Source organism: Halalkalibacillus sediminis (assembly GCF_002844535.1).
Taxonomy (GTDB): domain Bacteria; phylum Bacillota; class Bacilli; order Bacillales; family Alkalibacillaceae; genus Halalkalibacillus_A; species Halalkalibacillus_A sediminis.
The window spans coordinates 90,265-114,361 of record NZ_PJNH01000003.1 but is presented as its reverse complement, the minus strand read 5'-3'; the positions used below and the strand labels follow the sequence as shown (position 1 = coordinate 114,361).

The window sequence follows — 24,097 nt, the reverse complement described above, 5'->3', positions numbered from 1 at the left end:
TATACGGCAAGTATCATGAAACTTTCAAAGTCGGCATATATTTTATAGTTGAGCGTTCATTCCATATTAGGATAGGGAGTGGAGTTAGTTATGAGAGTATTCATTATTGGTGGTACAAATTTTATGGGACCACATGTTGTAAAGCAACTGATTGATAAAGGGCACGAGGTCATGGTCTATCATCGCGGTAGTAATCCAGCACCTGAAATTGAAGGTGTGAAAGAAGTTTTAGGTGACAGGGAAGACATCGTGAAGCTTAAAGATGAAGCAAAAGATTTTGAACCGGATGTGGTTGTTGATATGGTCTGCATGTTTGAACGAAATGTCGATCAGTTGGAGCAAGCACTTGAAGGCATCGTTGAAAGACTTGTTGTCATAAGCAGTGCCGATGTTTATCGTGCGTTTGAAGTTTTGAATCAGGTAACGGATGACCCTGTGCAGCCATCGCCAATTAGAGAAAATGATGAATTGAGAACACGACTTTATCCTTTCAAAGACAAATTGGATACTGAATTCGCCCGAAAATATGACAAGATCCCAATCGAGCAAAAGATCTTGAACAGTAAAAATTTCAAGGGAACCGTATTAAGGTTGCCGATGGTATACGGAGCCAAAGACCCTAATCGAAGGTTTATGAACTATATTCATAAGATGAACGATGGGCGACCACACCTTGTTATGGATGATCGGATGGCGAATGCTCTTTTTTCAAAAGGTTATTCTGAAAATATTGCTCAAGCTATTGTAGAAGCCATTGAAAACGAAGAAACAATCGGTGAGATATTCAATTTAGGGGAACCAACACCTATTACCGAACTTGAATGGGTAAAACATTTGAAGAAAGTGTTGGATTGGTCTGGAGAAATTATCGTCGCTCCGGCTGGAGAATTAGTTGATGATCTCGGTATTAACACGGACCAGGAATTACACTTAGATACATCAAAGTTCCGTGATATTACAGGTTTCACTGAGGAAGTCTCATTGGAAGAAGGATTGAACCGAACAGTCAAGTGGGAACTTGAAAATCCTCCTGAAGGAGATTTCTCGGAAGTCTTTGGCTACGAAATAGAAGATAAAGTTGCTGAGAAAATTCACCAGTAATAGTTGATTTATGTTAAAATTCCTTGTAAAGATACAAGGAATTTTTTTATGTTATACCAATAAAACGGTGGTGAAAAAATGTGGGCGGAAAAGGCTGGAAACACGAACGGTTAACAAATTTATTAGAAAATAAGGGAGAAGAGTTAAAACGGTTCATTTTTACATACGTGAAAAACTATAAAACAACTGACGAGATTTTTAAATCTGTCATTCATTCATCGAAGAGAAAGATTAAGTCTTCTGATCAAGATTCAGAGATAGAAATAATGTTATTTGAAGCGGCCGCTAAAAAAAGCAAGAGGTATTTGCGATTACCTTTTACTAGAGGGTTATGGGCAGTGGATCACTGGGTTCATCTTAATAAGGGTTTCATTCCTGAAACTCAACAGAGTTTGTCTAGTGAAAAGTCGACTTTAATTGATTTAATCATGGAGTTACCCGTGAAGTTACGGGAAGTCGTCATCCTGCATATCTATTGCGGTTTTCACCCTGACGATATCTATCAAATACTAAATATTTCTGCGTCTGAATTAAACTCGAGGTGGGTAAAAGTTGAGGATAAATTAAATGCTCGAGTTGATGAGAGTGGTATTTCTTCAAAGGATATCGATTTCTATATCGGATCAAAGAGATTACATAAAATTACCGCAGAATCAAATGGAAGTGCTAACAAAAACAAGTTTCACGTTCCGAGGAATATCAAAGTGCAGTTTGTTATGTTCTTGAGCATTGCTTGTATCATTCTTTTCGTTCAATATCAGGAAGCGAACAAGGCTATTAGTGCTGATCTGGACATTAACGAGCAGCTAGAGAGAACATTGCAATTTCCTGAAAACGAAGAAGAATTAATGCGTATGGTCACGAGGAATGTTCCTGGTTGGGAACGAGCTAAGAGTGATGGACTTGTAAAGGATATGGAAACATCTGTGAAATTGCCTGAGAGAGATGGAGAACTGAAGTTTGAAAAAATGTACAATTCAGGGGAAGGAATGCATCTAATATATAGTTTACCCGTCAGTGAAGCTGATTTACAAAAACCAACTTATAATTTGGTGCTAGATGAGTTGTATATTTATAAAAATGAAAATGTTGGAAACGAAAGTATGAAATATATGGGAATGTACCATAGAAATGAACCTGGATTGATCACCAAGGGAACAATGACAATGAAATGAGAGTGGGTTTTGGAAGTCTCCCTGAGGTTCCAGAAGACTTGACGATTCATTTTACTGAAGTGGATTTTATTTCTGACAAAGAATTAACCTTCGATTTTGAACCAGTTGACGTTGACTTCAATGATACTGAAGAAAAGTCCTTTCAGTATGATCAAAAGGTTAAAGAATTTAAAGGGTCAGAAATCTACTTTAAAGGATTAAAACAACGTAGGGATGATTGGTTTATTGTCCTCAACCAATTGAATGAGGAAAATTCAGATGAATACTTTATAGGTAGGCGCGACCATTCGGGAATCCAGGGTCAACAAGGTAATAAGGTGTCTATAGCTAATGATGAAAATAGCTTCAGTTCTGTTGATCATGGCATGTATATAGAAGAAAACGGTGAGTCTGGATATTTGGTTGAAAGCTATTTCCTGAACAATTCAGAGACGGTTTATTTTAAGTTAGAGAGGTTGATCTATGGAGTTGAAATCGAGGAGTCGGTTGATATAGATCTTTCAGGAAAGTAGTAAGCTGAAATTAAATGATTTTAAACGATAAAAATCGGGTGATTGTTGCCCGATTTTATTTTTTTGAGACATTTTGAACGGATGTGCGTCTAATAGGTAGAAGTGAAAGATGAGGTGAAGAGTTTGGAGCAAAACGAAGAGTCTTCTACTTTCATTCATGAGATGAACAGAGACGAAGCGATCAGCTGGTTAATGGATGAATATGGAGAAGAATTGAAGCGGTTAATATTTACTTATGTAAAAAATCGGGCAACAACAGATGACGTTTTTCAGGAAATTATGATCATCGTATATAAAAAACTAGATAGCTTCAGAGGCGATTCTGCTTTTAAGACATGGCTATTCAGAATTACGGTTAACAAATGCAAAGACTATTTAAAATCACCTGCTAATCGGCTAATTCTTTGGAAAAATAACTGGTTTGATTCAAAAGATGAGGAAACACCTGAATCCAGACTTCTATTAGAGGAAAAAAAAGAGGAGTTAATCGAATCTATTTTGAGTTTGCCGTTAAAGGATCGGGAAGTATTGGTTTTGCAGTATTACAAAGAAATGAAAATCGAAGAGATCAGCGATTTGTTAGAAATGAATGCTTCGACAGTAAGAACGAGGATTTCAAGGGCTAAAGCAAAACTGAAAAATGAATTGAAGGAGGGTTATTTAGATGGATAAACTCTCGAAGAAAGACTTTGACCACTTTTTAGGTGAAAAACAGTATTATGACTCCTCATCCGATAAAAACCGGTTTTTCAAGAAGAAAAAAGGTATGAGATTCATGCGTAGGCTAGTTCCGCAATTTGTTACTGCCGTTTTGGTATTCAGTGTATTTATCCTTATCATAAATGTGGGAATACCACCATTATCTGAACAAGGGCAAACTGATTTAGAGATTGACCCGCATTTAAAAAATCAGATCGAAATAGCTGAAAGTGAAGAAGAAATGGATCGAATTCTTGAAGAGCACCTTCACGGTCTTTCAGAAGCTAGGGAGAAAGGTCTAGTAAAGGAAGTAAACCAACAGTATAATGTTCCTGATTCCGAGATCAATCTCAGAGTAGAAGAAGTCTGGGTCACAGATGAACATATGCACCTTATGTATAGTTTGCCTGTTTCTGAAGAGGAATTAAAAACATCTGACTACCGATTCCATTTATCTGAATTGTATATTTATAAAAATGAAGAAGTAGGGAATATCAACTTTCCTCATCACAGAATGAATGAGGTCCACCTGGCTGGGATTTTGTTTGAGGATCGGATGTACGGTGTATATAGCACGCAACCTTTAAAAACTGAAGGTAGTGATTCTCTCAAGCAATACGATAATGAATTTAACGTTAATTTTTATCTTAACTATTTCGGAGAAAGACTTTTGATTGATGATGTTTATTTACCTTTAAAATACGATTCTTCTAATTATGAATACGAGACTATGGATGTAGGGGAAACATTTTCATTCGAAGAAGAGGACTTGGGTGAAATTAAATTAGATGTTGAAAGTATAGAAACAAGATTTGATTCTGAGAAGATCAATCTTTCACTGAGGGGCGAAGAAGGAATAAACGTTAAGAGTGTAAATACAAGGTTCGGAGACCAGACTGGTGAAAACATCTCTCAATTATCCGGGGGTGAGGAATTCACCGTCTCATTAAGAGATGAGATCATGAAGGGTGATCAAATGCCTATTCAGATTACTTCTATCGGAGCTATAACGGATAAGCGATTGGAATTTAATCTACCCATTTCAGAATTAACTGATAGGAACGACGTGAAAACCTCAATTAATGTAGCTCAGTTTAAGGGGAATAACATATACCTTAAAGAAAGTTCTTTCGTGGATGATGAACTTCGATTACTATTCCTATCGGAAAGCGGTGAGAGCGAACCAAATATAAAGTTTCAACTGCAGTCTATTCATCAATTTCCTTTTAACGAAGAAACTGTGACTGGAAATATTCTTCGGATTCAAAACTCGGAAGGTGATAATTTAAGTGAAGATTACTCTATTGACCGGAGAGGAGATGGAGGGTTGGTATTATCTATTCCTACTGAATCTATCGGTGAAGCTGAGCGTTTGTTTTTTACGATTGAAAATTTATCATACGACGTAGAAGTTGATGAAACTTTTGAAATTACCCTTCCAGATAATCAGTAAGCAGTTTACTTTTTAACACCTCTACTTTGGACTAAAATAAAGGTAATTCTTATGAGTGGAGGGGAAAGCAGCTATGAATCCAGGTTTTAATCGGAAAGTGATAAATAATTGGAAAGTAACTTATAACGAAAATGGTTATCCACATGTACAGCAAGCATTTGTTTTACCTCCAGATCAGTTTGAAGCCTTTGATCCTTTTCTTTTGATGGCTGAGGATTGGTTTAAGCGCGGAACTTTCTCAGACCATCCTCATTGCGGTTTTCAGACCGTCACTTATGTGATCGATGGTCGTTTAGAGCATATCGATAATTCGGGTGGACATGAAGTGCTTGAGGCGAATGATATGCAATATATGAATGCTGGCAAGGGTGCGAGACATGCTGAAGAGCCAGTTGAAGATGATATCGTCCATTCACTTCAGTTATGGTTGAACCTACCGAAGGAGCAGAAGAAATCAGATCCTTATTATCAAAATGTGTATGCTGAAGATGCAGAAGTGAAGCGTTTTGATGGAGGAATGATGAGGGTTTATGCTGGTTCCTTTGATGAGAAATCAGGTCCTCTAAATTCGTTAGTTCCGTTCGGTTTAGCAGAAATGGTATTGAAAGAAGGAGTAGACCACACGCTGACGATTCCTGCCAACCACAATGCATTCGTCTATGTGTTACAAGGAGAAATAGAAGTGGGCGAAGAAGGTCAAACATTGAAAAAAAGCTCTGTAGGACTTTTGGATTTTGATGAAGAAGCAAGTGATGAATCCGATAGTCACTTGAAAATTCATGCGAACCACCGCTCTAAATTTTTGGTTTACACTGGAAAGCCTGTTCGTGAAGAGGTGGTAGCTCGTGGACCATTTATCACGAATACGATGGAAGAAATGAAGAAGGCTTATCAAGATTTCCGAGATGGGAAATTTGGAGCTGCGGTGAAGTCATAAATAGAAAAAGGGATGCTCTTGGTAGCATCCCTTTTTGCTTCTATAATACTTGATATGATTTGGCGATCTTTCCCGCAACTTCTGCATTGTGGTAAACAAGTGCCAGGTTTGTTTCTAAGCTTTTGCCTTCAGTCAGCGTTTTGACTTTATCCAAGATGAAAGGAGTCACTTCTTTTCCCCGGATGCCGTTCTCTTTCGCTTCTTTCAATGCTTGCTGGATGACGTTTTCGATTTGATCATAATCAATAGCAGATTCCTTTGGTACTGGATTTGCGACGACAAGTCCTCCATTTAAACCTAAGGCCCATTTTTTATCCATAAGTGAGGCTACGTCTTCAGGTTTGTTCAATCCGAAATCGACGTTGAATTCACTTTCTCTCGAATAAAAAGAAGGGAAAGTTTCCGTTTGATAGCCGACTACTGGTACACCATGGGTTTCTAGGTATTCTAAAGTTCTTCCGATATCTAAGATGGATTTAGCTCCTGCACATACAACAGCAACACTCGTTTGAGCAAGCTCCTGAAGATCAGCAGATACATCCCAAGTCATTTCTCCTTCACGGTGTACTCCACCGATTCCTCCAGTTGCGAATACTTTAATACCTGCAAGCTCTGCAGCGATCATTGTTGCAGCAACAGTGGTGGCGCCGATTTGACCTGTCGAAAGTACATAAGGAAAATCGCGGCGACTGACTTTCTGGACATCGTCACGAGTAGCGAAGATTTCAAGTTCTTCCTCGTTTAATCCTATCTTAATTTTTCCGTCCATAATACCGATCGTTGCAGGCACTGCACCTTGATCGCGTATGATTTGTTCAACTTTTTGAGCCATTTGGATGTTATCCGGATAAGGCATTCCGTGTGAGATGATTGTCGTCTCTAATGCTACGATTGGTAGGTCATTCTCTATTGCGTGTTTCACTTCTTCTGTGAAGGATAGATATTGGTTCATTGAAAAAACTCCTTTGCCATATGGTTGATATTCTCTGCGCTCATTTGAGGAGATACTGAATCATTAGCTTGTAATGTGATCGCTGCTCCTGAAAGCCCTAGACGACAAGCTGATTCTAATGATTCCCCTTTAAGTTGGCCATACATGAGACAGGCTGCAAATGCATCTCCTGCTCCAGTGACGTCCACCACTTCTACTTTAGGGGGAGCAATGTGACCTTGATTTTCTTTTGAAGAAAAATATATGCCTGATGATCCAAGAGTTATGACCACTTGTTTTACCCCGCGGGCGTGAAGAAATTCACAAGCTTTTGAGCAGTCTTCCACTTCTTTGATGGTGACTCCCGATAAAATTTCTGCTTCTTCTTGATTAGGAAGAAGAGTGTGAACTCCTGATAAATCTTCAGGTAACTTTTCTGCTTTGATCGAAGATACGGGGTCTAAGTAAAGCTGGCAGTCGTCCTTTTTACAGTTATTAATCAAATAAATTAAACTTTCTTCTGTAATGTTTGTATCAGCAAAAATCATCTGTGATGATGAAATGTGGTTCCATCGATCCTCAATCATTTTTGATGTGACCTCATCATATATATCCATGTCTGCTAAGGAAACGACTAGTTCTCCAGTCGGTTCGAGCAGTGCTGTGTAAGTCCCTGTGCGATGGTTGGGCAGGACAGCGGTTTGGCTGATATCGATGTTCATTCGTTTAGACTCTTTAAGCAACCATTCACCTTCTTTATCCTGTCCTACAAATGTTATGAGGCTGGTTGTTTGAGAAAGCTTTGCGAAATTTTCTGCGACATTTCGGGCTACTCCCCCTAGAGATTCCTCTGTATTGACTGGATTGGAAGACTGTAAGCGAACGGTCTGTGATGCGATTGCTTTCCTGTCTACGTTTGCTCCACCAATGCATGTAATGGTTTCCTGATCGTTTAAGATATAGGCCCGTCCTTTAATTTGTCCTGACTGCACCAATTTTTTAATATAATTAGCGACGGCTGGACGGGAAATCCCTACCTTTTCAGATAGTTGTTGTTGTGAAATATATGGGTTGATACGTATGTAATTGAGGATTTGTTCTTCTTTATTCAATGATTGACCCCCTCTCTAACAAAAGTTTATTATATAAACAAAAGTTTGTAAAGTTATATGAAGGATTTTTAAAATTAGTTGAAGAAGGCACTTTTATAAGTTAATAAAAGAGAAGTAGGTGAAGTAATGATCAGAAAAGCGGAAAGTAGAGATATTGAATCCTTAGCAATTTTAATGGGGGAGTTAGGTTACCCTACATCTCCTGATGAAATGGAGAAACGTATGGAACGCATAAATAATCAGGGTAATTATTTGACGCTTGTGTGTGAAAAGGATAAAGAAATAATCGGTATGATTGGCATGATGCATTGTTTCCGATATGAAAAGACCGATAGCTATGTTCGAATCGTAGCCTATGTCGTGGATGGACGTTTTAGAGGTAGGGGAATTGGCAAGGAACTACTCAATGAAGCAGAAGAATGGGCGCATCAGAACGATGCAGTCATGGTGACTTTGAATAGTGGGAATCGTTCAGAGCGCGATCTTGCCCATCAATTTTATATAAATCAAGGGTTTGAAGCTAGTGCAACTGGCTTCTATAAGAAGTTAAGCTGATTATTTTTTTCGGTTGATAGCTACAATAATCTGTACGACTAAAGATAAGAGAGCCAGAACGAACGAACCGAACGCAATGACGATGAGTACGTATCCGTATGTTTCCATTTAAATTCCTCCGATAAAATGTTTGTGTAAGTAGTATAAAACAAGAACACATGTTCGTAAAGTGTTCTTGTTTTTTTGCTTCAAAATTACTAATTGTGGTCATAAACCTTAGCGAATTACACATCATAAGTACTAGCTCATCAATCTGCACGTGTTTAAATATGCCAGTTTAAGGGTATTTTTATTACATAGATACTAATGATGAAGAGTACGAAAATAACATTAGAAAGGGGAAACAAAATGAAGTTGAATGTTGCCCAGAAATTGATTAAAGATCATTTAGTTGAAGGTGAAATGGAACCCGGAAAAGAAATCGGTCTGAAAATTGATCAGACGTTGACACAGGATGCTACTGGAACGATGGTTATGTTGGAGTTGGAGGCTATGGGGGTAGATCGTGCTCAAACAGAAGCTTCAGCTCAATATGTCGACCATAACTTGATACAAGATGATTATCGAAATGCGGACGACCACTTATTTTTACGAAGTGCAGCTAATCGGTTCGGACTTTATTTTAGTAGACCTGGTAATGGGGTAAGTCACCCTGTCCATATGCAACGGCTTGCTCGACCTGGAAGAACATTATTAGGCTCAGACAGCCATACTTGTGCAAATGGTTGTATGGGTATGTTAGCTATGGGCGCTGGTGGTATTGATGTTGCAATGGCTATTGCTGGCGAACCATACTACGTAAAGATGCCTCAAGTTTGGGGTGTGAAGCTTACTGGTAAACTTCCTGACTGGGTAAGTGCGAAAGATGTTATTTTAGAAATGTTACGCCGTCATGATGTGAAAGGTGGCGTAGGAAAGATCATTGAATATTACGGCCCTGGTTTAAAAGATCTATCTGCAATGGACCGCCATGTAATTGCAAATATGGGTGCAGAACTAGGTGCAACAGCGACGGTCTTTCCTTCTGATAAGGAAGTCAAGCGTTATATGAAGTCTCAAGGTCGTGAAGATGAGTGGATGGAATTGAAGGCTGATCGAGGGGCTAAATATGATATCGATGAAGAAATCGATTTATCTTCACTTGAGCCGTTGATTGCTAAACCGTCAAGTCCTGGTAATGTGGTACCTATCAGCGAGGTAGCTGGGGAACCAATTTATCAATCATATATCGGTTCTTCAGCCAACCCTGGTTATCGTGATTTCGCGATTGCAGCTGAAATAGTAAAAGGTAAATCGATTGCTGAGGGGCTATCGTTTGATATTAACCCGACATCTCGTCAATTGTTAACGAAAATGGTTGAGGAAGGGCACATCGCAAGCCTGTTAGGTTCTGGGGCACGTCTTCACCAGGCAGGTTGTAATGGTTGTATCGGTATGGGACAAGCGCCTGCATCAGGACGAAACAGCTTACGAACAACCCCTCGTAACTTCCCTGGTCGTTCTGGTACTAAAGAGGATAGTGTATTCTTATGTAGTCCTGAAGTGGCTGCAGCTTCCGCGCTGACTGGTGTGATCACGGACCCTCGAACACTTGATATGAAGTGCCCGAAAATCAAAGAACCTGAAAATAGAAATTTAGAAGCTGAGCAGGCCATGTTAGAAGCACCTTCTTCTGAAACGGACGGAGTGAAAGTAGAGCTTGAAAAAGGACCGAACATCAACTCAATACCACAAATGGATCCATTAGAAGATAAGTTTGAGGTTCCTGTTCTACTGAAGATGGGCGACAACGTTTCTACTGATGAAATATTAGCTGGTGGCTCTCGTGTGCTACCATTCCGAAGTAATTTACAAAAAATCAGTACGTTTACGTTTGAAATAATCGACGATCAATATTATGAGAAGTCGATGAATATGAAAGATGAATCCGGTCACGTCGTAGTAGCAGGAAATAACTACGGTCAAGGATCGAGCCGTGAACACGCTGCACTTGCTCCTCGTTATCTGGGCTTAAAAGCAGTGTTGGTAAAAGACTTTGCTCGAATTCATTTACAGAACTTGATCAATTTCGGTATCTTGCCGATCCAGTTCGCAAATGAGGAAGATTACGAAAAAATCGAGCAGGGCGATGTACTGGTATTCGATGATATACGTGAGAAAGTACAGAACAGTAAAGAATTCGATATAACTGTAAAAGATAAAAATGAAACGATTCGAGTATTCCATGAGTTAACAGACCGTCATCTGGACATACTATTAGCAGGTGGAGTGATCAATTGGATTAAGGATAAACAAGAAAGCGAGGTTTAATTCAATGGGCTCACAGCAGTTCAGATGTAAAGCATGTGATGGCGACGGCCTCTTAATGGATGATGAGGAATGGCGCTATACATGTACGGTATGTAGTGGAGATGGCTACGTCTCAGAGTTTGAAAATACTGAAGAAACTAAAGTAGCGAATGTCGATGAAAACAAACGTTATATGGATTAAATTAGGAAGAACAGGCGAATCGCCTGTTCTTTTTTGTTTTGTTTCTACCCTCCCACCGAATTCATATAAAAAATGGGGATTATAAAGGAGTTTTACGATTTTTGGTAGAAATACACTGTGAAGATTCTTTTGGAAGTTATTAATTGAATTTAATAGAAGTATAGAGAATGTGCTTAATTTTTTAGGGGGACAAGTGATATGAACGAGAAAGCTGTAACAAATCAATGGAACATTTGGAGAGAATATGTCATTGAATTAGTAGAAGAAGTACCTGAGCACAAAATTGACGTCATCCCTGAAGGTTTCAACAATAATATCCGTTGGAACATGGGGCATCTTTTGGTGGGATGGGACGATGTTGTAACCAAGACATTGGAACAACAGCGTAGGCTCCCGGAAGAATATCATCTTATGTTCGGTGATGGATCGAGTCCGTCTGATTGGAAGGAAACTCCTCCTTCATATAAAGAACTAGTTAGCCATTTAAAAGATCAGCCAAAAGAGTTCTCCCTATTGATCGAGGGAAATTTAAATGCTCCTTTAAAACATTCGTTTTTTCAAATGAATTCTCTTGGTGAGATGTGTCAGTTTTTAACTGCGCATGAATCGCTTCACTTAGGAACGATGAACTCAATCCGTAAAATAATCTAAACTTAAAACCGTAAATTATTGACAAATACCTTCGATCGACTGTACATTGTATTATTGGTGTGCAAGAAGAAACGGGGTGTCGATATGACTTGGGAGATTTTAAATATAATCGGTACGATGGCTTTTGCGATAAGTGGAGTGATCGTAGCGTTAGAAGAAAAATATGATTTGTTCGGGGTTTATTTATTAGGTTTTACTACCGCTTTTGGTGGGGGAATCATACGGAACGTATTACTTGGTTTACCTGTCTCAGACGTATGGAATCAAAATATGCTATTTACAGTAGCTTTCTTGACGATGACATTAATGTTCTTCATTCCATTCCATTGGGTATTAAGCTGGAAAAGATGGGGAGTCTTTTTTGATGCAATAGGTTTGGCTTCTTTCGCTATTCAAGGGGCGCTTTTTGCGGCTGCTGCTGGCTATCCGTTAAGTGCAATCATTATAGCGGGTGTGTTGACAGGAACAGGTGGCGGGATTATCCGAGATATTTTAGCTGGACGCAAACCACTTGTCCTACACCAAGAGATTTATGCAGTGTGGGCTGTGTTAGGTGCCCTTACAATAGGGATTGGTATTGCGGGAGAAACGTGGCAACACTTACTTCTAGTTGTGGTCATTGTATTGTTGAGAATGCTTTCAGTTACGAGGCATTGGAAACTGCCAGGAAGAGTCGATTGGTTCATACTGCTAAGGAAAGTTAAGAATTAAAAAGAATGCCTGACCTCTTGTATGGAGAGGCCAGGCGTTTTTTTAGTTAAAAAGGATAAAAGTTTGGCGCTTAATTGTCTAGCCCAAGTTCCCATCAACTAGTAAATTTCGAGAAGAAGCTATCGATAAGTCAACCTCGGATAGTAAACTCACCGTGTTTTTTATATCTAGTTTCTCCTCTCCAATTTATACGTTAATAAGAGGACGCTTGCGCTTTTCTTATACATACAAATCAAACATACTTACTTCATAATCCAATTGCTTCAAATAGTTGAATAATTGACCACGGTGGTGGAAGATGTGCGTCAAGATCTCAGTCAGCCATGTTGCTTGAGTTTGACCATTTTCCATATAGAAGGCTTTAGTTTTTTTATTCAAAAATTCTTCATTCGACAGCGAGGTCATATAATTATTCAGCTTGTTATAGCCGTCTTCAAATACAACATTCATGTCATCCACAGAATTTAACTTTGAATATTTGTCTTCAAGAGCTTTGATGGACTCATGTGGTTCTTCCTGTAAAATATATAGATCAACCGCTGGGATGGATATCAAATGTTCAACGAGTTCTCTGATTGAACGCATATTCTCATGAGGACGATAATCCCAATCTTGGTCTCTGATTTTCAATAGAAGGTTCTGAGTGGAACGAACGCCGACTTCAATCTCGTGGAATAGCACTTGCTGCATGGTTTGTACTTCTGTCATTAAGAACATCCTCTCTTTATTTCTCAAAAAAATTATACCATAATTTTGCTTGAAAATTTTGATAAATCAGAGGAATGTTATGGAATATGATAATCGAGCCATGATAAAGGGTATGCTATTTAAATAGAATATAGTGTTTTTGGGTATTTACTTATATTTTTGGAGGAATAATATGGAATTTACAACTGTATTATATTTGATATTAATTGTCATTCTAATCGCACTGACTGCTTTCTTCGTCGCTTCAGAGTTTGCGATCGTTAAAATTAGAGGTAGTAAGATTGACCACCTTATTGAAAGTGGGGACAAACGGGCTTTGGCTGCTCAAAAAGTAGTCAATCAATTAGACGAGTATTTATCAGCTTGTCAATTAGGAATAACAATTACTGCATTAGGGTTAGGGTGGATCGGTGAACCTACAGTCGAACGGATCCTCCATCCTGTTTTCGGTTACTTTTCTTTGCCTTCATCAGTAACATCAGTTTTATCTTTCGGAATTGCTTTCTTCATCATTACATTTTTGCATGTAGTGGTGGGGGAGCTTGCTCCTAAAACATTAGCGATCCAAAAAGCTGAGAAGATAACGATGCTAGTTGCCAAGCCTTTGATATGGTTCTATCGCATTATGTTTCCGTTAATTTGGTTGTTAAACGGTTCTGCCCGTCAGCTGACAAAATTATTTGGATTGCATGCAGCTTCTGAACATGAAGTAGCTCACTCAGAAGAAGAGCTACGAATCATTCTATCTGAAAGTTATCAGAAGGGAGAAATCAATCAGTCTGAATATCGCTACGTCAACCGGATATTCGAATTTGACAATAGGGTTGCTAAAGAAATCATGGTACCTCGGACTGAAATGGAAACGTTTGAGCAACATGAAACAGTGAAACAATTTTTGGGGAAAATTAGTGAGTCGAAGTTCACTCGTTACCCTGTAGTTGACGGAGATAATGATCACGTGATCGGTCTGATCAATGTCAAACAAGTGGCTAATTCTTTACTATCAATCGATGACTATGAGAAGGAATTCATCCAAAGTTATGTGCGTCCAATTATTCGGGTGATCGAAACGATGCCTATTAAAAGTTTATTGAAAAAGATGCAAAAAGACCAAATCCATATGGCCGTGTTAGTAGATGAATATGGAGGTACTTCTGGGATAGTAACTGTAGAGGATATACTCGAAGAAATCGTTGGGGAAATCCAAGATGAGTTCGATGAAGAAGAGGAACAAATGATTGAGAAATTGAATGAGAGCTCGTACCGGATGGACGGGCGAGTTTTAATCCATGATGTAAATGAAATAATGGATCTTGATATCAACATGGATGGTGTTGATACACTTGGTGGATGGCTTATGACCTTGAACCCAGAGCTGGATGTTGGAGATCAAAAAGAATATAATGGAGTCTATTTTAAAGTGCTGGAAGTAGGAGACTATACCGTACGGAGAGTAGAAGTTGAAAAACAATCATCTTAGGATGGTTGTTTTTTATTTTCTCTGAGAAAAAATAGCTTGTGATTCTCACGTGGATGGCATGAAATTTTTAGGTTGCTCTGATATTTAGTATTTTAATTTGGGGTGAGAGCTATATAATAAAAGTAAGAAATATATTATTGAAGGGGAATGTTTTATGAGTTGCCCAATTGAATTTTTTAGGCAATTTACTATTTTTCGCGACTTGACTGATGAAGAATTGGTCGAGATCTCTGATATCTCACATCAGAAATCCATTAAAAAACATGAAAATATTTTTTTAGAGGGGGACAGAAGAGAAGAAGTATTTTTCATTCAAAGTGGGTTGGTTAAAATCTATAAATTGAGTGAGGAAGGTGAGGAGCAGATTATCTCTATATTGCATTCCAATGAAATGTTCCCCCATGTCGGATTCTTTGACGATAGTCCATATCCAGCAACAGCTTTCACATTGACAGATACTGAGTTGTTGTCTATTCCGATTGAAGCATTTGAAGAATGGTTGATCCGAAATCCAAAAGTGACGATAAAAGTCATGAAAGTGATTGGCGAGAAACTTCTTCAATTGCAAGAAAGGGTCCAAACGATGACTACCCCGGATGTCATGAAAAGAGTTGTAGGAACTCTCTGTAGTTTCATCCATGAATTAGGTGAAGAGGATAGATCAGATGGGAGTATTCATGTAAGAGTGCCGATCACCAACTCTGAGTTCGCTAATTTGGTCGGTGTTCGACGTGAAACGGTGAATCGTACTTTCAGTAAGTTGAAAAAGGAAGGAATTCTGTCTTACAACCGACAAGAAATTGTGATACATAACTTTGCAGAATTGAATCGAATATAGATTTTGGTGCGAATCCACTTAGTGACTATACACGGGTGGATTTTTATTTTTATACTATGTGAAATAATTCACAATTCCGTCATGAAATATATGGCATTTTGTGATTTAAATCACAAAGTCTGTTTTGGAATCAAGTTATGCTTAGTTTGAATCAAACATCAAATGGTTGGGAGGGGTTAACATGAGCCTTCAAGTTGAAGAGAAGAAAAAGAACGAACAACCGAGCTTGGTGAATGAATCCAAGCAAGAACAAGAACCGAAGTTATCAGGTGCATTCATATCAGTTTTAATTGTTGGATTATTTATTGTAGGTTCTTGGCTTGCTATTTATTTCTTATTTTTATCACGTTAAGGAGGGTTTCTCATGCACATACACAAATTTGAAAAGATATGGTTGATTTTAGGAACAGTTACATTAGTTGCATTCCTCTCGACAATAGGAATTCAGGCATTTACATCGCCCGATCATGCTCCACCGAGTGACTTGACGACCATCGAACCTGAAGAGGTGGAAACTACAGCACCTTTCGATGAACCAGGATTGAAAAAGGTTGGAGAAAATGAATACGAACTTGTGATGATCTTACAGTCTTTCGGTTTCACTCCGGGTGAGGTGGAAATTCCTCAAGGCGCAAAAGTGAAATTCATTGTTACTTCAATAGATGTCGTTCATGGTTTTGAAGTTGCCGGAACGAACATCAATATGATGGTTACACCAGGACACATCAACTCCATGACTTACACTTTTGATGAAAAAGGCAGTTTCTTGATTTTGTGTAACGAGTATTGCGGCATCGGTCATCATTATATGAGCGCTGAATTGGAGGTGAAGTAAAATGGTACACCAGCTAGATTCAAGATTGAGTATGGCTCACTTTTATGTAGCATTCGCAGCAATTTTTGTAGGTGGTTTATTCGGACTTCTACAAGCGCTTGTTCGCAGTGAAATGATTACTTTACCGCCAAGCATGAACTATTATCAAATTTTAACTGCACACGGGATTTTGATGGCAATTGTCTTTACAACATTTTTCATTTTCGGATTCATGTACGCGAGTGTAGCAAGAACGACTGGGTCGCTTTCTAATATGGCGAGAAAATCAGGTTGGATCGGTTTTATCATAATGACTGTTGGAGTTATCTTGACTGTCGTAATGATTTTAGCGAATGAAGCTACAGTTTTATATACTTTCTATGCTCCTTTGCAAGCGAATCCACTATTTTATATAGCTTTAGCTCTAATTATCATCGGAACTTATTTTGCTTCTTTCGCAATCATCAAACAGTATGCGGATTGGCGTAAAGCCAACCCAGGACAGCGTAGCCCACTCATCGCTTTCATGGCTGTAGCGACACTTGTACTGTGGTTGATCGCAACCATCGGCGTAGTTATCGCAGTAGTCTTCCAGTTCATCCCTTGGTCACTTGGATGGGTTGATGAGATTAATGTGGTTCTGAGTCGAACCCTTTTCTGGTACTTCGGCCATCCACTCGTTTACTTCTGGTTATTGCCAGCGTACATGGCATGGTATGTAATCGTACCGAAAGTAATCAAAGGAAAAATTTTCAGTGATTCACTCGCAAGATTAGCCTTTCTTTTATTCATCTTATTCTCCATTCCAGTCGGTTTCCACCATCAGTTGTTGGAATCAGGAATTAGCCACGGATGGAAGTTCTTACAGGTTGTACTGACTTTCGCAGTAATCGTCCCATCTTTAATGACTGCCTTCGCTTTATTCGCAACATTTGAAATCAGTGGTAGAGCAAGAGGAGGAAGAGGACTTTTTGGATGGTTCAAGAAACTTCCATGGAGAGACGTTAGATTCTTCGCACCATTTGCTGGTATGGTCATCTTCATTCCAGCTGGGGCAGGCGGAATCATCAATGCAAGTAACCAAATGAACCAGGTAATCCATAATACGATCTGGGTGACTGGACACTTTCACCTGACCGTAGGGGCAACGGTTGCAATCACATTTTTCGGAATTAGCTATTGGTTGATTCCTCACTTGAAAGGTCGGGTCATGACTGAGAGAGTCAATGACTTAGGAATCTATCAAACAGTCATCTGGGTCTTTGGTATGTTGATCATGTCTGGCGCTATGCACTTCTCAGGTCTGTTAGGTAACCCAAGGCGTACTCAAGTGACGTCTTACAACGGTCACGAAGTTGCTTCTCAATGGGGGGCTTATGAAGTTGGGATGGCTGTAGGAGGTTCATTCTTATTCATCTCCCTGATTCTATATATCATCTTGATGATCAATCTATCTTTCTTCGCTCCAAAAGGTAACGAAGAATTTCCGATTGCTGAGGCAAGTGAGAACGCACAAGAAACACCAAAAATTTTAGAAAACTGGAAAGTCTGGATTGGAATCGCATTTGCGCTGATCTTATTCGCTTACACCATTCCGATCATGGATATGATTCAACATTCACCACCTGGGTCTAAAGGATTCAAGTTCTGGTAGGTTTTAATAAAAAATTGGAGGGATTTATAATGAAAAAATTAGTATTATTAGCGGTTGTTTTGATGATGGGTTTAGTTTTGGCAGCATGCGGAGGAGACGACGCTTCAAGTAGTGAGGCAGCTGAAGCGGATGAATCGGTAACACTGACAGCTACCAACTTCGACTTCGATCAGGAAGAGTACCACGTAAATGCAGGAAACGTTGAAATCGAATTAGTGAATGAAGAAGGTATGCACGGCATCACAATAGATGGAGTCGATGGTTTTGAAATCGAAAATGAAGGATCTCAAGTAGTTAAATTAACTCCTGGTGAATATACTGTTCGTTGTAGCGTTCCTTGTGGAGCTGGCCACTCAGAAATGGTTGCGACCATTCACGTTGAATAGTATGATGAATGAAAATAAATGATTCTAGGGAGAGGGTTAAATGAAACGGCATGAAGCTTTGAATCCTTTATCTCACCACCATCATCATGCGCTTGTTTTGGCGCTAGACATGAAACGAGTAGGAACGAGTAATGAAAAGAAAACGTATAAACAAGTCTTGCGTGATCTGATTAATTTCTGGGAACAAGATGGAAGAAATCATTTTAAAGACGAGGAAGATATTCTAATACCTCTTTATATGAATTACGCTGAGGAAGTAGAGGAAGAAATGATCAAGAAATTGCTCTATCAACATGCTCAGTTCAGAAGTATATTGATGGAAATTAGAAATGATACTGAAACAAAGGCTGAGTTGATGCAGCGGTTAGGTGAATTGCTGGATGAACATGTTAGACTCGAAGAACGTGAATTTTTTCCGATAGTAGAGAAAACAGTGCCAGAGAATTACCTTTACCAAGCTAATGGCCAATTTCATAGGGATTCTTATAGCGGATATTAGAAAAGCAGGGCGTGGATGCCCTGCTTTTTGCTTGTAGATGAATAATTTAACGTAGATTTAATTAACCTTTTGTCGCAATCGCTTCGATTTCGACTTTGACGTCTTTTGGTAATCTTGATACTTCATAGGCTGCTCTTGCCGGGAATGGTTCTTCTAAATAACTAGCGTAGATTTCATTGACCGTCTGGAAATCATCCATTGAGTTCAATAGAATCGTTGTTTTAACAATGTTTTCGTAATCCAGACCCGCCTCTTTTAGAATGGCGCCTAAATTTTTCATTACTTGATGTGTTTGTTCATTCACGTCTTCACTCACTAAATCCATCGTTTCAGGTACTAGAGGAATCTGACCGGAAATAAATACTTGATCTCCAACCCCTACTGCCTGAGAGTACGGACCAATTGCTGCTGGTGCTTTGTCAGTAGTATATATCTTTTTCATCATCATTCTCCTTTCCTACCTATCATAGCAAAATATGACTATTTATAAAAAGATATAACATTCGTATTCTGAATTTTTGTTATAATTAGAATTGAGATTTTAATCATAAGCATCAAGTCATTGGAGGGAAAGCATTGAAAAGAGAAGAATTAATAGCACCCGAAAACTATAACATTGTCTCAGAATTCGAGAAGTATGCTACTGAAGGTAACCGTCCAGCGATTATTTGGCAAAACGAAAGTGGAGATCAGAAAGAGATAGGATATTATGATTTAATCAAGCGAGCGAATCAGATTGCGAATGCTTTTAAGAGAAACGGTTTAGAACAAGGTGACAAGGTTCTGATTATGATTCCTAGATTAATAGAAGCTTACGAGGTTTATGTCGCAGCTCTTAAAGCAGGGATCGTGGTCATTCCGAGTTCAGAGATGCTTCGCGCAAAAGATATTGAATACCGTATTCACCACGGTGAAGTAAAAGCAATCGTCAGCTATCATCCGTTCACAGATGAATTTGAAAAAGTCGATCGTGTGAAGGACTTAGTAAAGTTTTCAATCGGAGAAAAGACTGATGGCTGGTTGTTCTTAGATGAACTTATGGGGGAGCAACCTGAATCATTTGATATGGCTGAAACCAATCGTGATGACATGGCTTTCTTATCTTATACATCGGGTACAACCGGGAATCCAAAAGGTGTTGTCCACACACATGGTTGGGGTTATGCCCATTTGAAGACAGCTTCTGAAAATTGGCTCGGCATCAATGAAGGTGATCGAGTTTGGGCGACTGCAGGCCCTGGTTGGGCTAAGTGGTTATGGAGCCCATTCCTTTCCGTTCTAGGCTCTGGTGGTACGGGCTTCGTCTACAATGGAAAATTTGACCCGAATAAATATTTGCAGTTACTACAAGAGCAACAGATTAATGTGCTATGTTGTACACCGACTGAATATCGTCTTATGTCAAAAGTAGACGGCTTGGATAAATATTCACTGACTCATTTACACAGCGCAGTTTCTGCGGGTGAACCGTTGAATCGTGAAGTAATTGACACTTTTGAAAAATATTTCGATGTAACTGTAAGAGATGGTTATGGTCAGACTGAGAACACTTTATTAGTTGGTATCACGAAGGACATGGAGGTGCGCCCTGGTTCAATGGGGATGCCGACACCAGGGAACTCCGTTGAAATCATTAATGAAGACGGACATCCGGTCGAAGAAGGAGAGGTCGGTGATATCGCTGTTCATCGAACGACCCCAGCTCTTTTCAAAGAATATTATAAAGATCCAGAGAAAACGAGCGCTTCCTACCGAGGCGACTATTATCTGACTGGAGACCAAGCTTCGAAAGACTCCGCAGGGTACTTTTGGTTCGAAGGGCGTAGTGATGACATTATCATCAGTTCAGGCTATACTATCGGCCCATTCGAAGTAGAGGATGCGCTGGTCAAACACCCAGACGTCCAGGAATGTGCCGTCGTCGCAAGCCCTGATGAAGTCCGAGGAGCAGTGGTCAAAGCGTTTGTTGTGTTAAAAGATGGAGTCGATCCAAATAAAGAAGGATTTGAAAAAGAGTTACAAGATCACGTGAAAAAACTAACTGCACCATATAAATATCCAAGGAAAATCGAGTTCATCGATGAACTACCGAAAACAACTTCAGGAAAAATTCGCAGAATAGAACTGAGGAAAAAAGAACAATCGATGTAAGATGTGTGAGATGAAGGAGAATTCACGGGCAAATGCTGAAAGTTACGGGAACGAAGCTGTATTTCAGGGAATCCATCCTCAATTTCATGGAAACCAGGCTAGAATTCATGGAATAACTCTAAAATTTCATGGATTCAAACCCGAATTTCAGTGAATGCCCTAAAGTTTCAGTGAATGCCCTAAAGTTTCAGTGAATCAGTTAAAATTTCAGTGAATGCATCTGAATATCATTGAAAGGATTCGAATTTCCCCTCCAACGGGACCTATAAATCATGCACAAATAATGCCCAGGCGCATCAAGCGCTTGGGCATTTCATTTAGTGATATGGATTTACGTGTACGTAGACGTCTTGGACTTCTGAATGGTCATTGATCAGCTGTTCTTTTACCCGGGCTGCGATTGCGTGCCCTTCGTCAACTGTAATATATGGTTGAACGCTGATTTTAACATCAATAATGACATATGAACCGTGGGTCCGTGCGTTTAGGGTATCGATTCGTTTCACTCCATCAACTTTCCATGTGGTGTGTTCGAACTTCTTCGTTCTACCTTCATCTAGAACAGTTTCCAAGGAGACGTTGATTGCATCTTTACCGATTTTGACGCCCATCCACATTACTAATAGGGCAATAAGAGCTCCGGCGATTGGATCGAATAAGAATAGATAAGCGATATCTAGGCGGTTTCCTAGTATGGATAAACCAATACCCACTAAGGCTATGACAGACGAGATTGCATCTGATCGGTGATGCCAAGAGTCTGCAATTAACGCAGGGCTATTGATTTTTTTTCCTAATCGATTTTTATATTGAAAAAGAATTTCTTTTAATATGATAGAAAAAATAATTACATAAAGAGCAATGATACTTGTGTTACTGGATTCGCGACTCCAGACGGCGGTAGCAGAGTCCATTAAAATTTCGAATCCGACGACTACTAAAAGAATAGCAACAATCAAGGTTGCTATATTTTCTGCCTTACCGTGACCGTACGGGTGCTCTGAGTCAGGTGGTTTTTGGGCAGCGCGGATACCGACAAGGACTGCTACTGAGCTGACAACATCTGAAGCGGAGTGGAAGGCATCGGCAATTAAAGCTTTACTATTTGCCACGACCCCTGTGACCCCTTTGAGGATTGCTAAGAGTAAGTTTGCTACGATGCCGATTATAGATGCGATCTGCGCTTGTTTGAAACGATTGGACATGTCAAAACCTCTTTTTTTAGGATTCGTTATATCTTATGATACCAATACTTCCTTTAAACAGTCTAATATTGGAGAATTCAATACAAAAGTTGCAATCTTTCAGCCCCTCTCGCATATGATGACCACAGGGTGAACATATGGAGGGGAAAATATGTGTGGACTAACAGGATGGGTCAGTTGGAATGGGGTTCAACCGGACCAATACAGCATGCTTAAACAGATGACAGCTACAATCACACATCGGGGAACAGACGATGAAGGGTATTACATGAACGAACATGTGGCATTCGGCCATAGACGATTAGCTATTATCGATGTTGAAAAAGGTAAGCAGCCGATGAAAAGAATGATCGATCATGATGAATATATGATTATTTATAATGGTGAATTATATAATACTGAAGAACTTAGACGGTCTCTGAAAAGTCAGGGGTATACATTCAATACCACATGTGACACAGAAGTCCTGCTTTGTGCTTATATTCACTGGGGAGAAGATTGTCTCGATCATTTGAACGGGATTTTTGCATTCGTCATTTGGGACTCAAGTAAAGAACAAGTTTTCATCGCTCGAGATCGTTTAGGGGTAAAGCCTCTGTACTACGCTGAAAAAGGTAAGAACCTTATCTTCGGGTCTGAAGTAAAAGCAATTCTTGCTCATTCAGCGGTCGATCCTGTAGTTGATCGTGACGGACTCGCAGAAATATTCGGCCTTGGTCCATCATCGACACCAGGCCATGCGATTTTTAAACAAGTAAAAGAACTCCGCGCTGGTCATGCAATGATTTTTTCGAAAAATGGATTGAAGTCTTGGAGGTATTGGAATGTAGAAAGTCATCCTCACGAAGACTCTTTTGAAGAAACTGTGGAAAAGGTGCGTTTTTTATTAACAGACGCAATTGAACGGCAGCTAGTCTCAGATGTTCCCCTATCCACTTTCTTGTCTGGAGGGTTAGACTCAAGTGCAATCACTGCTATAGCAGCCCGTCGATTTGAAAAAGATCATCGAGGGCAACTCTCGACTTTTTCCATAGATTATGAAGGTAACGAAAAATATTTTAAGAAGAATGAATTTCAACCTTCAAGTGATCGTGAATTCATTCAAAAAATGGTACAGAAATTCGAAACGAAACATCACGATGAACGAATAAGTGAAAATGAGCTTGCAGAATTGTTGAAACGATCAGTTGAGTTGAGAGACTTACCAGGGATGGCGGATATTGACTCTTCTTTACTATGGTTTTGCCAGAGGGTTAAACAACATACTTCAGTCAGTCTATCCGGTGAATGCGCTGATGAAATATTCGGTGGTTACCCTTGGTTTGAAGAACCGACGCTCAGTCAGGCTGACAGTTTTCCGTGGATTCGTTCGTTGGAAGGGCGCGAAAATTTACTGCATGATGAATGGAAAGATCGACTGTCGATAAAAGATTATGTTCATCAAAGGTTTCAAGAAACAATGGATGAATCTCCAAAACTCGAAGGAGAATCAGCGGCTGACGCGAAAAGGCGACAAATGTTTTATTTGAACATGCATTGGTTCATGGCGCAATTACTGGAAAGAAAAGATCGGATGAGTATGGGAGCTACCTTAGAAGTACGGGTACCATTCGCTGATCATCGGTTGATCCAATACGTGTGGAATGTACCTTGGGAGATGAAGCGAGTCGGGGGATATGAAAAAGGATTATTAAGGAAGGCCATGGAGGGAGTACTCCCCGATGAAGTGCTTTACCGGAAAAAGAATCCTTACCCGAAAACATTCCAGCCTGAGTACACAAGATTGGTGAACGAGTGGGCAAAGAAAATATTGTTGCATAAAGATGCAAGGATACATGAATTTTTGAATAAAAAAAGATTAGAAGAACTGATCGACACCGACGGAAAAGCTTTCTCTACACCATGGTATGGCCAACTGATGGCTGGACCTCAGTTGATTGCGCATCTATGCCAAATTGAATACTGGCTTTCAACCTATGGTGTAACGACCGAAGGATAGAATATTTTTATGAAAAAATCATTTAGGATTGATCG

At 39.5% G+C, this 24,097-nt stretch carries 26 protein-coding genes; 20 read left to right on the top strand and 6 right to left on the bottom strand.

The window, feature by feature from the left end:
* Positions 1-90: 90 nt before the first annotated feature.
* From CEY16_RS10245 to CEY16_RS10220, 6 genes are all read left to right on the top strand, one after another.
* Positions 91-1,101 carry an NAD-dependent epimerase/dehydratase family protein gene (locus tag CEY16_RS10245; RefSeq protein WP_101331920.1) on the top strand — a complete coding sequence of 337 codons (1,011 nt, stop codon included), beginning with the start codon at positions 91-93 and terminating at the stop codon, positions 1,099-1,101.
* 80 nt (positions 1,102-1,181) lie between these two features.
* Positions 1,182-2,276, top strand: a complete 1,095-nt coding sequence (locus CEY16_RS10240; protein WP_101331919.1) for a hypothetical protein — start codon at positions 1,182-1,184, stop codon at positions 2,274-2,276.
* Entirely contained in the window at positions 2,273-2,788 is a 516-nt protein-coding gene (locus CEY16_RS10235) for a hypothetical protein (protein ID WP_101331918.1), read from the top strand. Before CEY16_RS10240 ends, CEY16_RS10235 begins: the two co-directional genes overlap by 4 nt.
* Positions 2,789-2,911: 123 nt before the next feature.
* Complete coding sequence (locus CEY16_RS10230) at positions 2,912-3,460, top strand: sigma-70 family RNA polymerase sigma factor (protein ID WP_238378829.1); 549 nt, start codon at positions 2,912-2,914, stop codon at positions 3,458-3,460.
* Positions 3,453-4,940 (top strand): hypothetical protein, encoded by a 1,488-nt coding sequence (locus CEY16_RS10225; RefSeq protein WP_101331917.1) that lies wholly within the window; start codon positions 3,453-3,455, stop codon positions 4,938-4,940. The genes CEY16_RS10230 and CEY16_RS10225 overlap by 8 nt, the downstream gene beginning before the upstream one ends.
* A gap of 73 nt (positions 4,941-5,013) precedes the next feature.
* Positions 5,014-5,877, top strand: a complete 864-nt coding sequence (locus CEY16_RS10220; protein WP_101331916.1) for a pirin family protein — start codon at positions 5,014-5,016, stop codon at positions 5,875-5,877.
* A gap of 40 nt (positions 5,878-5,917) precedes the next feature.
* On the opposite strand, the gene CEY16_RS10215 is transcribed toward CEY16_RS10220, so the two are convergent.
* Positions 5,918-6,829 (bottom strand): pseudouridine-5'-phosphate glycosidase, encoded by a 912-nt coding sequence (locus tag CEY16_RS10215; RefSeq protein ID WP_101331915.1) that lies wholly within the window; start codon positions 6,827-6,829, stop codon positions 5,918-5,920.
* Entirely contained in the window at positions 6,826-7,920 is a 1,095-nt protein-coding gene (locus CEY16_RS10210; protein WP_101331914.1) for a carbohydrate kinase, read from the bottom strand. Before CEY16_RS10210 ends, CEY16_RS10215 begins: the two co-directional genes overlap by 4 nt.
* A gap of 126 nt (positions 7,921-8,046) precedes the next feature.
* On the opposite strand from CEY16_RS10210, the gene CEY16_RS10205 reads away from it, so the two are divergent.
* Entirely contained in the window at positions 8,047-8,475 is a 429-nt protein-coding gene (locus CEY16_RS10205; RefSeq protein WP_101331913.1) for a GNAT family N-acetyltransferase, read from the top strand.
* On the opposite strand, the gene CEY16_RS15430 is transcribed toward CEY16_RS10205, so the two are convergent.
* A complete protein-coding gene (locus tag CEY16_RS15430) occupies positions 8,476-8,583 on the bottom strand; it encodes a putative holin-like toxin (RefSeq protein ID WP_238378828.1) in 108 nt (35 codons plus the stop codon).
* Positions 8,584-8,823: 240 nt separating this feature from the next.
* Here CEY16_RS15430 and CEY16_RS10200 point away from each other — a divergent pair, with 240 nt between their 5' ends.
* The 4 genes from CEY16_RS10200 to CEY16_RS10190 all read left to right on the top strand — a co-directional run bounded on the left by CEY16_RS10200 (position 8,824) and on the right by CEY16_RS10190 (position 12,328).
* Positions 8,824-10,785, top strand: coding sequence for an aconitate hydratase (locus CEY16_RS10200; protein ID WP_101331912.1), 1,962 nt, complete (start codon positions 8,824-8,826; stop codon positions 10,783-10,785).
* 4 nt (positions 10,786-10,789) lie between these two features.
* Positions 10,790-10,966 (top strand): hypothetical protein, encoded by a 177-nt coding sequence (locus CEY16_RS15330; protein ID WP_202908626.1) that lies wholly within the window; start codon positions 10,790-10,792, stop codon positions 10,964-10,966.
* A gap of 198 nt (positions 10,967-11,164) precedes the next feature.
* Positions 11,165-11,617, top strand: a complete 453-nt coding sequence (locus CEY16_RS10195) for a DinB family protein (RefSeq protein WP_101331911.1) — start codon at positions 11,165-11,167, stop codon at positions 11,615-11,617.
* Between the two features lie 84 nt (positions 11,618-11,701).
* A complete protein-coding gene (locus CEY16_RS10190) occupies positions 11,702-12,328 on the top strand; it encodes a trimeric intracellular cation channel family protein (protein ID WP_101331910.1) in 627 nt (208 codons plus the stop codon).
* Between the two features lie 219 nt (positions 12,329-12,547).
* On the opposite strand, the gene CEY16_RS10185 is transcribed toward CEY16_RS10190, so the two are convergent.
* The gene (locus tag CEY16_RS10185; protein ID WP_101331909.1) at positions 12,548-13,036 is read right to left on the bottom strand and encodes a DinB family protein; all 489 of its coding nucleotides are present in this window, start codon (positions 13,034-13,036) and stop codon (positions 12,548-12,550) included.
* A 172-nt stretch (positions 13,037-13,208) separates the two neighbouring features.
* On the opposite strand from CEY16_RS10185, the gene CEY16_RS10180 reads away from it, so the two are divergent.
* The 7 genes from CEY16_RS10180 (at position 13,209) to CEY16_RS10150 (ending at position 18,707) form a co-directional block, all read left to right on the top strand.
* The gene (locus tag CEY16_RS10180) at positions 13,209-14,516 is read left to right on the top strand and encodes a hemolysin family protein (protein ID WP_101331908.1); all 1,308 of its coding nucleotides are present in this window, start codon (positions 13,209-13,211) and stop codon (positions 14,514-14,516) included.
* 154 nt (positions 14,517-14,670) lie between these two features.
* Positions 14,671-15,354 carry a Crp/Fnr family transcriptional regulator gene (locus tag CEY16_RS10175; protein WP_101331907.1) on the top strand — a complete coding sequence of 228 codons (684 nt, stop codon included), beginning with the start codon at positions 14,671-14,673 and terminating at the stop codon, positions 15,352-15,354.
* Between the two features lie 181 nt (positions 15,355-15,535).
* Positions 15,536-15,706 (top strand): cytochrome c oxidase subunit 2A, encoded by a 171-nt coding sequence (locus tag CEY16_RS10170; RefSeq protein WP_202908625.1) that lies wholly within the window; start codon positions 15,536-15,538, stop codon positions 15,704-15,706.
* A gap of 12 nt (positions 15,707-15,718) precedes the next feature.
* Entirely contained in the window at positions 15,719-16,189 is a 471-nt protein-coding gene (locus CEY16_RS10165; RefSeq protein WP_101331906.1) for a cytochrome c oxidase subunit II, read from the top strand.
* 1 nt (position 16,190) lies between these two features.
* Positions 16,191-17,822, top strand: coding sequence for a b(o/a)3-type cytochrome-c oxidase subunit 1 (locus tag CEY16_RS10160; RefSeq protein ID WP_101331905.1), 1,632 nt, complete (start codon positions 16,191-16,193; stop codon positions 17,820-17,822).
* A 29-nt stretch (positions 17,823-17,851) separates the two neighbouring features.
* A complete protein-coding gene (locus CEY16_RS10155; RefSeq protein WP_101331904.1) occupies positions 17,852-18,208 on the top strand; it encodes a cupredoxin domain-containing protein in 357 nt (118 codons plus the stop codon).
* A 40-nt stretch (positions 18,209-18,248) separates the two neighbouring features.
* Positions 18,249-18,707 (top strand): hemerythrin domain-containing protein, encoded by a 459-nt coding sequence (locus CEY16_RS10150; protein ID WP_101331903.1) that lies wholly within the window; start codon positions 18,249-18,251, stop codon positions 18,705-18,707.
* Positions 18,708-18,768: 61 nt separating this feature from the next.
* Here CEY16_RS10150 and CEY16_RS10145 read toward each other — a convergent pair whose 3' ends face one another.
* Positions 18,769-19,149 (bottom strand): RidA family protein, encoded by a 381-nt coding sequence (locus CEY16_RS10145; RefSeq protein WP_101331902.1) that lies wholly within the window; start codon positions 19,147-19,149, stop codon positions 18,769-18,771.
* Positions 19,150-19,283: 134 nt separating this feature from the next.
* Between CEY16_RS10145 and mbcS the strand changes: the two genes are divergently transcribed.
* Entirely contained in the window at positions 19,284-20,858 is a 1,575-nt protein-coding gene (gene mbcS / locus CEY16_RS10140; protein WP_101331901.1) for an acyl-CoA synthetase MbcS, read from the top strand.
* 317 nt (positions 20,859-21,175) lie between these two features.
* On the opposite strand, the gene CEY16_RS10135 is transcribed toward mbcS, so the two are convergent.
* On the bottom strand, positions 21,176-22,063 hold the full coding sequence (locus CEY16_RS10135; protein WP_101331900.1) for a cation diffusion facilitator family transporter: 888 nt from the start codon (positions 22,061-22,063) through the stop codon (positions 21,176-21,178).
* A 151-nt stretch (positions 22,064-22,214) separates the two neighbouring features.
* On the opposite strand from CEY16_RS10135, the gene asnB reads away from it, so the two are divergent.
* Positions 22,215-24,062: an asparagine synthase (glutamine-hydrolyzing) gene (asnB, locus tag CEY16_RS10130; protein WP_101331899.1), complete on the top strand. Its 1,848-nt coding sequence runs from the start codon at positions 22,215-22,217 to the stop codon at positions 24,060-24,062.
* Positions 24,063-24,097: the final 35 nt, after the last annotated feature.